The 10,395-nt window shown below is 69.8% G+C and carries 7 protein-coding genes, 2 pseudogenes and 1 riboswitch (1 of these 10 running past the window's edge); of the genes and pseudogenes, 8 read left to right on the forward strand and 1 reads right to left on the reverse strand.

Going from position 1 to position 10,395, the window contains the following annotated elements:
* Positions 1 to 73 precede the first annotated feature (73 nt).
* The 7 genes and pseudogenes from ispG to thiC all read left to right on the forward strand — a co-directional run bounded on the left by ispG (position 74) and on the right by thiC (position 7,643).
* On the forward strand, positions 74 to 1,204 hold the full coding sequence (ispG, locus tag KSF81_RS04850; RefSeq protein WP_217378021.1) for a flavodoxin-dependent (E)-4-hydroxy-3-methylbut-2-enyl-diphosphate synthase: 1,131 nt from the start codon (positions 74 to 76) through the stop codon (positions 1,202 to 1,204).
* Between the two features lie 13 nt (positions 1,205 to 1,217).
* Complete coding sequence (locus tag KSF81_RS04855; RefSeq protein ID WP_217378022.1) at positions 1,218 to 1,418, forward strand: hypothetical protein; 201 nt, start codon at positions 1,218 to 1,220, stop codon at positions 1,416 to 1,418.
* Positions 1,415 to 2,663: pseudogene (gene hisS / locus KSF81_RS04860) on the forward strand (histidine--tRNA ligase). Before KSF81_RS04855 ends, hisS begins: the two are co-directional and overlap by 4 nt.
* Complete coding sequence (gene prfA / locus KSF81_RS04865) at positions 2,660 to 3,715, forward strand: peptide chain release factor 1 (protein WP_217378023.1); 1,056 nt, start codon at positions 2,660 to 2,662, stop codon at positions 3,713 to 3,715. The pseudogene hisS and the gene prfA overlap by 4 nt, the downstream one beginning before the upstream one ends.
* Positions 3,712 to 4,576: pseudogene (gene prmC, locus KSF81_RS04870) on the forward strand (peptide chain release factor N(5)-glutamine methyltransferase). The gene prfA and the pseudogene prmC overlap by 4 nt, the downstream one beginning before the upstream one ends.
* Positions 4,577 to 4,826: 250 nt before the next feature.
* Positions 4,827 to 5,327, forward strand: coding sequence for a DUF4167 domain-containing protein (locus KSF81_RS04875; protein WP_217381568.1), 501 nt, complete (start codon positions 4,827 to 4,829; stop codon positions 5,325 to 5,327).
* Between the two features lie 310 nt (positions 5,328 to 5,637).
* Positions 5,638 to 5,746: riboswitch (TPP riboswitch) on the forward strand.
* Between the two features lie 142 nt (positions 5,747 to 5,888).
* Positions 5,889 to 7,643, forward strand: coding sequence for a phosphomethylpyrimidine synthase ThiC (thiC, locus tag KSF81_RS04880; protein ID WP_254453366.1), 1,755 nt, complete (start codon positions 5,889 to 5,891; stop codon positions 7,641 to 7,643).
* A 52-nt stretch (positions 7,644 to 7,695) separates the two neighbouring features.
* Here the strand turns inward: thiC and KSF81_RS04885 are convergent, their stop codons facing one another.
* Complete coding sequence (locus KSF81_RS04885; protein ID WP_217378025.1) at positions 7,696 to 8,466, reverse strand: MOSC domain-containing protein; 771 nt, start codon at positions 8,464 to 8,466, stop codon at positions 7,696 to 7,698.
* A gap of 122 nt (positions 8,467 to 8,588) precedes the next feature.
* On the opposite strand from KSF81_RS04885, the gene clpB reads away from it, so the two are divergent.
* A protein-coding gene (gene clpB, locus KSF81_RS04890; protein ID WP_217378026.1) for an ATP-dependent chaperone ClpB crosses the window boundary here: on the forward strand, positions 8,589 to 10,395 show its 5' portion. It continues 782 nt past the right edge of the window; only the first 1,807 of its 2,589 coding nucleotides appear in the window; its start codon is at positions 8,589 to 8,591; its stop codon lies off the right edge, out of view.

Below are 10,395 nucleotides of genomic sequence, written 5' to 3' on the forward strand. Positions count from 1 at the left end.
GGCGGCCCCTCGGCACTTTGGCAAAACCGCCCGGGCTGCCATATTCCGCCCGACCGTTCGGGGACCCCCGCGCATGAGCTATCGCCCATATCAGCAGATCACCCGCCGCAAGTCCCGCCGGATCATGGTGGGCAAGGTGCCGGTCGGCGGCGACGCGCCGATCACCGTGCAGACCATGACCAATACGCCGACCGAGGATGCGGCGGCGACCATCGCGCAGATCCGCCGGGCCGAGGTGGCGGGGGTGGATATCGTCCGCGTCTCCTGCCCGACGCCGGAGAGCACGGCGGCGCTGGCCGAGATCGTGCGCGAGGTGAATGTTCCGATCGTCGCCGATATCCATTTCCACTACCGCCGCGCCATCGAGGCGGCCAGGGCCGGCGCCGCCTGCCTGCGGATCAACCCCGGCAATATCGGCAGCGCCGAGCGCGTGAAGGAAGTGGTCAAGGCGGCGCGCGACCATGGCTGCTCCATCCGCATCGGGGTGAATGCCGGTTCGTTGGAGAAGCATCTGCTGGAGAAATACGGCGAGCCCAACCCGGAGGCGCTGGTCGAAAGCGCGCTCTGGCACGCGGCGCACCTGCTGGACAACGACTTCCATGAGTTCAAGATCAGCGTGAAGGCCAGCGACGTCTTCTTGGCCGTCGCCGCCTATACCCAGTTGGCCGAGGTCTGCGACCACCCGCTGCATATCGGCATCACCGAAGCGGGCGGGAAGCGCACCGGCACGGTGAAGAGCGCGATCGGCCTCGGCAACCTCCTTTGGGCGGGCATTGGCGATACCCTGCGGGTCTCGCTGAGCGCCGAGCCGGAGGAGGAGGTGCTGGTCGGCTGGGAGATGCTGAAGTCGCTGGGGCTGCGGCACCGCGGCGTGAAGATCATCTCCTGCCCCTCCTGCGCGCGGCAGGGTTTCGACGTGATCCGCACGGTGGAGACGCTGGAGAACCGGCTGGCGCATATCCAGACGCCGATCACGCTCTCCATCATCGGCTGCGTGGTGAACGGGCCGGGCGAGGCGCTGATGACCGATCTCGGCCTCACCGGCGGCGGCGCCGGGCGGCACATGGTCTATGCCGCGGGCAAGACCAGCCACACCATCGACGAGGCGGCGATGGTGGAGCACCTGGTGGAGCAGGTGGAGCGCAAGGCGGCGGAGCTTCAGGCCGCGGAAGCGGCGGCGAAGCTGGCCGCGGCGGCGGAGTAGGGGCGGCGCCCGCATGTCGGCCTTCGGGGTCACGCCGCTGCTCGACGGGCTCCGCCACCAGGCGGACCCGGGATTGCTGGAGCGGCAGCTCTCGGCCCTGCCGGCGCGGTTGCGCTGGCTGTTCTGGGTCTGCGCGGTGCAACTTGCCCTGATGCTGTTGTTGGACCTGATGGTGTATTTCCCCGATATTGTCATGAACGGGCCTCAGCCTTGACCCAGTTGCAACCGGTCCGCGGCACGCGCGACCTGATCGGCGAGGAGTTCCGCCGCCACCACCGCGTCATCGAGGTGGCGCGGCGCGTCTCCGCGCTCTATGGCTTCGAGGAATGGGCGACGCCCATCTTCGAGGATACCGCGGTCTTCGCCCGCAGCCTCGGCGATACCTCCGATGTCGTGACGAAGGAGATGTACACCTTCGAGGACCGTGGCGGCGACAGCGTGACCTTGCGGCCGGAATATACGGCCGGGCTCTGCCGCGCGCTGGTGAGCAATGGGCTCACCCAGTCCAACCTGCCGCGCAAGGTCTTCGCTGCCGGCCCGATGTTCCGTTATGAGCGGCCGCAGAAGGGTCGCTACCGGCAATTCCATCAGATCGACCTCGAGGTGCTGGGCGCGGCCGAGCCGCTGGCGGATGCCGAGGTGATCGCCTGCGGCTGGCATATCCAGCAGGAACTCGGCATCGCCGAGGGCACGGTGCTGGAGATCAACACGCTCGGCGATGCGGCCTCGCGCGATGCCTATCGCGCCGCGCTGGTGGAGTATTTCACCGCGCATCGGGAGCGGCTCTCGGCGGATAGCCGGACGCGGCTGGAGAAGAACCCGTTGCGCATCCTGGACAGCAAGGATGCCGGCGACCGCGTCATCATCGCGGATGCGCCGACCATCTTTGAGCATCTGACGCCGGAAGCCGCCGGTTTCTTCGATTCCGTGCTGCGGCACCTGGAGCGTTTCGGCGTGCCCTTCCGGCAGAACCCGCGCATCGTGCGCGGCCTCGACTACTACAGCCACACCGCCTTCAGGATTCGTCACCGACCGCCTCGGCGCCCAGGGCACGGTGATGGCGGGCGGCCGCTACAACGGCCTGGTGGAGGAGATGGGCGGGCCGCCGACCCCCTCGGTCGGCTGGGCCGCCGGGGTCGAGCGCCTCTCGCTGCTGCTGGAGGCCGGCGGGCTGACCCCCGCCGCGCCGCGCCCGGTGGCTGTGGTGCCGGTGGGCGAGGCAGCGGAGGGGCCGGCGCTCGACCTGCTCGGCGCGCTGCGCGGGGCGGGGGTGGTGGCGGAGATCGCCTATAAGGGCAATCTCAAGCGGCGCATGGAGCGCGCCAACCGGCTCGGCGCCCGCGCCGCGGTGATCCTGGGCGAGGATGAGATCGCCCAAGGCGTGGCGCAGCTCCGCGACCTCGATGCCGGGACGCAGGAGACGGTGGCGATCGCGGAGGTCGTTGGACGCCTGTCATGAGCATCGCGGACAAGCTCGACCGGGTGCTGACCCGTGCGGAAGAGTTGAAGCACCAATTGGCGACGGCGGATGGCGGGCAATTCGGCACGCTGTCCAAGGAATTGTCGGAGCTGGAGCCCCTGGTGGAACGGGTCTCCGCGCTCCGCGCCGCCGAACGCGCGCGGGACGAGGCCGAGGCCATGCTCGGCGACCCGGAACTGAAGGAACTCGCCGAGGCCGAATACCTGGCGCAACGGGACCGCGTGCCGGTGCTGGAGCGCGAGGTGCGGCTCATGCTGCTGCCGCGCGACAGCGCCGATGAGCGGAGCGCCATCCTGGAAATCCGCCCCGCCGCCGGCGGCGACGAGGCGGCGCTTTTCGCCGCCGAATTGTTCCGCGCCTATCAGCGCTATGCCGAGGCCCGGCGCTGGAAATTCGAGGTGCTGGACTACGACGAAAGCGACCTCGGCGGCGTCAAGGGCGCAGTGGCCGAGATCCAGGGCCGCGGCGTCTTCGCCCGGCTGAAATTCGAAAGCGGCGTGCACCGCGTGCAGCGGGTGCCCGCCACCGAGACGCAGGGGCGCATCCATACCTCCACCGTCACCGTCGCGGTGCTGCCGCAGGCGGAGGAGGTGGATGTGCAGATCAATGAGGGCGACCTGCGGATCGATACCTACCGCGCCTCCGGCGCCGGCGGGCAGCATGTGAACAAGACCGACAGCGCGGTGCGCATCACCCACCTGCCCACGGGGGTGGTGGTGGCGATGCAGGAGGAGAAGTCGCAGCACAAGAACCGCGCCAAGGCGATGAAGGTGCTGCGCGCCAGGCTCTTCGAGGCGGAGCGCAGCCGCGCCCATGGCGCCCGCGCGGCGGACCGCAAATCCCAGGTAGGCACCGGCGACCGCAGCGAGCGCATCCGCACCTACAATTTCCCGCAAGGCCGCGTGACGGACCACCGCATCGGCCTGACGCTGCACAAGATCGAGCGCGTCATGCTGGGCGATTTCGACGAGCTGATCGACGCGCTCACCGCCGAGGACGAGGCGGCGCGGCTGGCGGCGGAGGGCGAGTGAGCGTTTGCGCCGACCCTGACGGCACGGTCGGCACCTTTCTCTGCCGCGCCGGCCGGCACCTCCGCGCCGCCGCCATCGACACCCCCCGCCTCGACGCCCGGCTGCTGCTGGCGCATGCCATGGGCTGCCGCACCGAAGACCTGCTGCGCGACCCGCGGGCGCCGGTGCCACCCGAGGCGGCCGCCCGATTTGCCGGCCTGCTACGCCGGCGGCTGGAGCATGCGCCGGTGGCGCATCTGCTCGGCACCCAGGAATTCTGGTCGCTGCCCTTCGCCGTCTCCCCCCGCCACGCTGATCCCGCGCCCGGATTCGGAAACCCTGGTCGAGGCGGCGCTGGAGCTCTTCCCGGATCGCGCCAGGGTGCGCCGGGTGCTCGATCTCGGCACCGGCACGGGCTGCCTGCTGCTGGCGGCGCTTTCGGAATTCCCTGCCGCCACCGGGCTCGGGGTGGACAGGGTGCCGGCGGCGGCGGCGCTGGCGCGGGAGAATGCGGCGCGGCTCGGCCTCGGCGCCCGCGCCCGGTTCCTGGTGGCGGATTGGACGGCGCCGATCGCCGGGCGCTTCGACCTGGTGCTGAGCAACCCGCCCTATATCGAAAGCGGGGCGATCCCTGGCCTGATGCCGGATGTGGCGCGGCATGAGCCGGGCTCGGCGCTGGATGGCGGGGCGGATGGGCTGGCGGCCTACCGGGTCATCATCGCCGCGCTGCCGGGGCTGCTGGCGCTTGGCGGGCGGGCGGTGCTGGAACTCGGCCAGGGCCAGCGCGCTTCGGTGGAGGCGATGGCCCGGGCCGCCGGGCTTGCAGTGCCGGGGTGCCGGCACGATCTCGGCGGGGTAGAGCGGGCACTCCTGATCGGCTGAAGGCGCCAAGGGGAGGAGGCCAAAAAAACCGTTTGGCGCCCTGGCCTGGTAGGGCTAGCTTGCCCCAGGGCCTCGCAGGCGCCCGGGCCTTGCCCGGTGCCACGGAATGTGGGCCTCGTGGAGCGGACGGGCCGTGATGATCACGGCGGCCGCGATGTATTGGAAGAGATCGACCGCCAAGGCTGAGCACGACCGGAACCCCCCGGCGTGCCCGGGGTGGTCCAGCTGCGAGACGGCAGACGCAACACTCATGAACATGAAACGCATGCGCGGCCGCAGCCACCGTCATGGTGGAGGCGGCGGAGGCGGTGGTGGCGGCGGTGGTGGCGGCGGCGGTGGTGGCGGCGGTCAGTACCGCCAGGCTGGCCACCAGCCCATGAGCCGCAACCACGTGTTCGACTCGAACGGCCCCGATATGCGGCTGCGCGGCACCGCACAGCAGCTGTTCGAGAAGTATCTCCAGCTCGGCCGCGATGCGACCGGCGCTGGCGACCGCGTGATGGCGGAAAGCTACTTCCAGCATGCGGAACATTATTTCCGCATCCTGAATGCCATGAACCAGGCGCAGCAGCAGCACCAGGGCGGCCAGCCGCAGCAGCGCCGCTACCAGGGCGGCCAGGAGCAGGCCGATTCCGGCGAAGGCATGGGCGAGCAGCCGGAGCTGAACGGCCACAGTGCCAATGGCCATGCGCTGGAGGCCGAATCCGACAACGGCGACGGCCCCCAGCCGGAACAGCGCGAACCGGTCTGACCGGCCCGATCGGCAAAGGGCGCTTGCGCCCGGCGCCGTGAATCGGCCCGGCGGAGATGCCGATCGGCGAAGGGCGCTTGCGCCCGGCGCCGTGAATCGGCCCGGCGGAGATGCCGATCGGCGAAGGGCGCTTGCGCCCGGCGCCGTGAATCGGCCCGGCGGAGATGCCGATCGGCGAAGGGCGCTTGCGCCCGGCGCCGTGAATCGGCCCGGCGGCGGTTCCGATCGGCGAAGGGCGTTTGCGCCCGGCGCCGTGGATCGGCCAGCGGGCCTTTCATTGACAAGCAGCGCCCCTCGGGCCCAGGCTCCGCCCTGTTCCAAGGGGAGCCCCGGCCGGGGCTGAGAGACTGCGCTGAGGCAGTGACCCTTTGAACCTGATCCGGGTCGTACCGGCGTAGGGACAGGAACATGCGGGCGCCCCAATCGGCGCCCGTCCCGCCGCTTGCTGATGCCCGGATCTCCATCAGAGGAGGTCCAAGATGCCCGATACGCTGCCCCCCCCCGAAACTTCCCACCGAATCCCTCGAGGTCACGACCGGCCCGCTGCCGGCCTCCCGCAAGATGCATGTGCCGGGCGCGCTGCATCCCGGGCTGCGGGTGGCGATGCGCGAGATCGACCTGGCCGCCTCCGCCAAGGAGCCGCCGGTGCGGGTCTATGACACCTCCGGCCCCTATACCGACCCGGACTACCGCGCCGATATCCGCCGCGGCCTGCCCGAGCTGCGCCGCGCCTGGATCGAGGCCCGTGGCGATGTCGCGCCCTATGCCGGCCGCGAGATCCGGCCCGAGGACGACGGGCTGAAGCCGGGCGAGGCGCGGCGGGTGCCGGTCTTCGACCGCGGCGGCCGCCTGCCGCTGCGCGCGAAGCCCGGCCGCAACGTCTCGCAATTGGCCTATGCCCGCGCCGGCATCGTCACGCCGGAGATGGAATACGTGGCCATCCGCGAGAATCTCGGCCGCGCGAAGCTGGCCGAAGCCGCGGCGCGGGACGGTGAGAGCTTCGGCGCCGCCATCCCGGATCACGTGACGCCGGAATTCGTCCGCGACGAGGTGGCGCGCGGCCGCGCCATCATCCCGAACAACATCAACCACCCGGAATCCGAGCCGATGGCGATCGGCCGCAATTTCCTGGTGAAGATCAACGCCAATATCGGCAATTCCGCCGTGACCTCCGGCGTGGCGGAGGAGGTGGACAAGCTGGTCTGGGCCATCCGCTGGGGCGCGGATACGGTGATGGACCTCTCCACCGGCCGCAACATCCACACCACCCGCGAATGGATCATCCGCAACTCGCCGGTGCCGATCGGCACGGTGCCGATCTACCAGGCGCTGGAGAAGGTGAACGGCCGGGCCGAGGACCTGACCTGGGAAGTGTTCCGCGACACGCTGATCGAGCAGGCGGAGCAGGGGGTGGACTACTTCACCATCCATGCCGGGGTGCGCCTGGCGCATATCCCGCTGACGGCGAAGCGCGTCACCGGCATCGTCTCGCGCGGCGGCTCCATCCTGGCCAAGTGGTGCCTGTCGCACCACAGGGAGAATTTCCTCTACACGCATTTCGAGGAAATCTGCGAGATCATGAAGGCCTATGACGTGGCCTTCTCGCTCGGCGACGGGCTGCGCCCCGGCTCCATCGCCGATGCGAACGACGCCGCGCAATTCGCCGAGTTGGAGACGCTCGGCGAACTGACGCAGATCGCCTGGAAGCACGACGTGCAGGTGATGATCGAGGGGCCCGGCCATGTCCCCATGCACAAGATCAAGGTGAACATGGAGAAGCAGCTGGAGGTCTGCGGCGAGGCGCCCTTCTACACGCTCGGCCCGCTCACCACCGATATCGCGCCGGGCTATGACCACATCACTTCGGGCATCGGCGCGGCGATGATCGGCTGGTTCGGCTGCGCCATGCTCTGCTACGTGACGCCGAAGGAGCATCTCGGCCTGCCGGACCGCGACGACGTGAAGGTGGGGGTCATCACCTACAAGATCGCGGCGCATGCGGCGGACCTGGCGAAGGGCCATCCGGCGGCGCAGGAGCGGGACGATGCGCTCTCCCGCGCCCGTTTCGACTTCCGCTGGCGCGACCAGTTCAACCTGGCGCTGGACCCGGAGACCGCCGAGAAATTCCACGACCAGACCCTGCCGGCCGAGGGCGCCAAGCTGGCGCATTTCTGCTCCATGTGCGGGCCGAAATTCTGCTCGATGAAGATCAGCCAGGAGGTGCGGGAGGCGGCGCAGAAGGGCATGGAGGAGATGTCGGACCGCTTCCGCGCCAATGGTGGGGAGATCTACGCGCCGCCGACCGCAGCGGAATGAGGCGGGCGGGGGCGGGGGCTTCGGCCCCCCCTCCCGCCTGTGGCCGCACGGCTCAGTGCAGCAGGTCGCCCTCCACCGGCTCCAGCGCATCGCCGACGGCCAGCCGCCCGCCCTCCAGCACCTCCGCATAGACACCCAGATCGGCATGGCCGAAATGCTGCCGCAACCATTTCGGCGGCTCGGCATCACGCTCGGCGGTCTCCGGGTTCACCTCGGTGGCCGGGCAGCGGGTGATGCGCTTGAAGACCCGGAGCCGGGCACCGCCGAGCAGGATCTCCTGCCCGAGCAGGTCGAATTCCGCCCAGGGGCGTCCGCCCGAGACGTAGACATTGGCCCGGAAGCGCAGCGGGTCGAGCCTGGCGCCCGCCGCCTGCTCCAGCGCATGCAGGCTGGAGAGGCCGATGATGGAGACGCATTTCGGCGCCACATCGGTGAAATTATGCCCCGGGGCCTCCAGGAAACGGGGCTCGCCGCGGGCCTCCTCGCCGAGGAAGCGGGTGAGCGCCGCGGCGATCCGGGCGCGACCCTCCTCGGTGCGGGTGCTGGCGACCAGAGGCGGGCCCTCCGGCAGGCGGATGGCCAGGTCGCCGCTGCGTGGGTCGAAGGCGGAATGCAGCAGGGCCAGCTTCGCATTCGCCATCAGGCAGCCGAAATGCCGCTTCTGCAGCCAGGCGGGGGCGGCGGGGTCGAAGGGCGCGTCGCCCTGGGCCAGGGCGAAGCGACGGTCATGCGGCAGGCACTGGCCGGGGGTGAGGGTCACCTCCTCCAGCGCTTCGGCTGTCAGCCCCTTCACGGGGTAACGATAGATATGCTCCACCCGCATCAGAACGAATCCCTTTCCGGCCCTTGAACCAGCGCAAGGCGGAATACCACATCCTGGTGGAACTTGGTGCCGCCCGTCGCCTCTTGAGGGGTGGGGGCATCGGTCGCCTCTTGGAGGGACATATGGATATCGAGAAATTCACCGACCGCGCCCGGGGCTTCCTTCAGGCCGCCCAAACCATCGCGATCCGCGAATACCACCAGCGGGTCACGCCCGAGCACCTGCTGAAGGCCCTGCTGGATGACGAGCAGGGCGCCGCGGCCGGGCTGATCCGCGCCGCCGGCGGCGACCCCGCCCGCGCGAAACAGGCCGTCGATGCCGAGATCGGCCGGCAGCCCAAGGTTTCCGGCGGTGGCGCCGGCCAGCCGCAATCCACCCCCGATGTCGTCCGCGTGCTGGATGCGGCGCAGCAGCAATCGCAGAAGGCCGGCGACGACTACGTGGCGCAGGACCGGCTGCTGGTGGCGCTGGCGTTGAGCGACGCGCCCGCCGGCCGCATCCTGAAATCCGCCGGCGCCGATGCGCAGCGGTTGGAGGCGGCGGTGGCCGACCTGCGGAAGGGCCGCAAGGTGGACAGCCAGAATGCCGAGGAGAAATTCGACGCACTGAAGAAATATGCGCGCGACATCACGGAAGTGGCGCGCAACGGCAAGCTCGACCCGGTGATCGGCCGCGACGAGGAGATCCGCCGCTGCATCCAGGTGCTGGCGCGCCGCACCAAGAACAACCCGGTGCTGATCGGCGAGCCCGGCGTCGGCAAGACCGCCATTGTCGAGGGGCTGGCGCTGCGCATCATCCGCGGCGACGTGCCGGAGGCGCTGAAGAACAAGCGAGTCATGGCCCTCGACCTCGGCGCCATGGTGGCCGGCGCCAAGTACCGCGGCGAATTCGAGGAGCGGCTGAAGGGCGTGCTCTCCGAGGTGGAGCAGGCCGCCGGCGACATCATCCTGTTCATCGACGAGATGCATACCTTGATCGGCGCCGGCAAGGCGGATGGCGCCATGGATGCATCGAACCTGCTGAAGCCGGCGCTGGCGCGGGGCGAGCTGCATTGCATCGGCGCCACGACGCTGGACGAATACCGCAAGCATGTGGAGAAGGACGCGGCGCTGGCGCGGCGCTTCCAGCCGGTCTTTGTCGGCGAGCCGAGCGTGACGGACACCATCAGCATCCTCCGCGGCATCAAGGAGAAATACGAGCTGCACCACGGCGTCCGCATCACCGATGGCGCGCTGGTGGCGGCGGCGACCCTCTCCAACCGCTACATCACCGACCGCTTCCTGCCCGACAAGGCGATCGACTTGGTGGATGAGGCGGCGTCCCGCCTGCGCATGCAGGTGGACAGCAAGCCCGAGGAACTGGACGCGATCGACCGCGACCTGATGCGCCTCAAGATCGAGCGCGAGGCGCTGCGGAAGGAGGACGACCCGGCCTCCCGCGACCGGCTGGCCAAGCTGGAGAAGGAACTGGCCGACCTCGAGGAGCGCTCGCGCGAGATGACGCAGCGCTGGGAGGCGGAGAAGGGCAAGGTCGTCGAGAGCCAGAAGCTCAAGGAGGAGCTCGACAAGGCCCGCACCGAGGTGGAACTGGCGCAGCGCAAGGGCGATTACGCCCGCGCCGGCGAGCTGACCTACAGCGTCATCCCGGATCTGGAAAAGCGCCTGGCCGAGGCCGGGGACAGCGACGCGCGGCTGGTGAACGAGGCGGTGACGGAGGAAGGCATCGCCGGCGTCGTCTCCCGCTGGACCGGCATCCCGGTGGACAAGATGCTGGAGGGCGAGCGCGCGAAATTGCTGCGCATGGAAGACCAGCTCCGCAAGCGCGTGGTCGGCCAGGAGGAGGCGCTGGAGGCGGTCTCCAAGGCGGTGCGCCGGGCGCGCGCCGGGTTGCAGGACCCGAACCGGCCGATCGGCAGCTTCCTGTTCCTCG

It is taken from the genome of Siccirubricoccus sp. G192 (genome assembly GCF_019084075.1).
Lineage (GTDB): Bacteria > Pseudomonadota > Alphaproteobacteria > Acetobacterales > Acetobacteraceae > G192.

Bases quoted from the DNA above. Each gene is read 5' to 3' on its own strand.
- KSF81_RS04855 (WP_217378022.1), top strand. From the start codon at position 1,218: ATGTCGGCCTTCGGGGTCACGCCGCTGCTCGACGGGCTCCGCCACCAG.
- prfA (WP_217378023.1), top strand. From the start codon at position 2,660: ATGAGCATCGCGGACAAGCTCGACCGGGTGCTGACCCGTGCGGAAGAG.
- ispG (WP_217378021.1), top strand. From the start codon at position 74: ATGAGCTATCGCCCATATCAGCAGATCACCCGCCGCAAGTCCCGCCGG.
- thiC (WP_254453366.1), top strand. From the start codon at position 5,889: ATGCATGTGCCGGGCGCGCTGCATCCCGGGCTGCGGGTGGCGATGCGC.
- KSF81_RS04875 (WP_217381568.1), top strand. From the start codon at position 4,827: ATGAACATGAAACGCATGCGCGGCCGCAGCCACCGTCATGGTGGAGGC.
- KSF81_RS04885 (WP_217378025.1), bottom strand. From the start codon at position 8,466: ATGCGGGTGGAGCATATCTATCGTTACCCCGTGAAGGGGCTGACAGCC.